We start from the raw sequence: 325 nt of genomic DNA, 5'->3' as shown, positions 1-325 counted from the left end.
GGTAGATTCACCGCAGTATAGATAGTGTTTCGGTATCTATCATCTAACTCAGGGAAATGTTTTTTAAATACGTCTAGCTGTTCCCCTTTGAATAATCGCTTGTTGTCCCTATATCGCTTGATTCTCTCTATATGCAAAGGACTAGGGTATAACTGTCCTACTTCAAATAAATCTGTCTGTATATGTCCTTCAGTAAACATTTGAGGATTATTGATATTCACTTTCCCACCCCTTTAAATAAAAATAAACCAGTGTAAACATAAGTAAACATGTGTATACATGCACTTACATTCCTACTGGTTTTCTGTAATAGCTTCTTTGTCTA

The 325-nt window shown here is 34.8% G+C and carries 1 protein-coding gene; it reads right to left on the bottom strand.

Annotated elements, in window-relative coordinates:
• Window positions 1–221 (bottom strand): hypothetical protein (locus R2R70_RS19425; protein WP_410978812.1); only part of this gene is annotated, 221 nt, incomplete at its 3' end.
• Window positions 222–325 lie beyond the last annotated feature (104 nt).

Source organism: Cobetia sp. SIMBA_158 (genome assembly GCF_046566945.1).
GTDB classification, from domain to species: domain Bacteria; phylum Pseudomonadota; class Gammaproteobacteria; order Pseudomonadales; family Halomonadaceae; genus Cobetia; species Cobetia amphilecti.
Note: the sequence above shows the minus strand (reverse complement) of the source record. Positions and strands in the feature narration are given on the sequence as shown.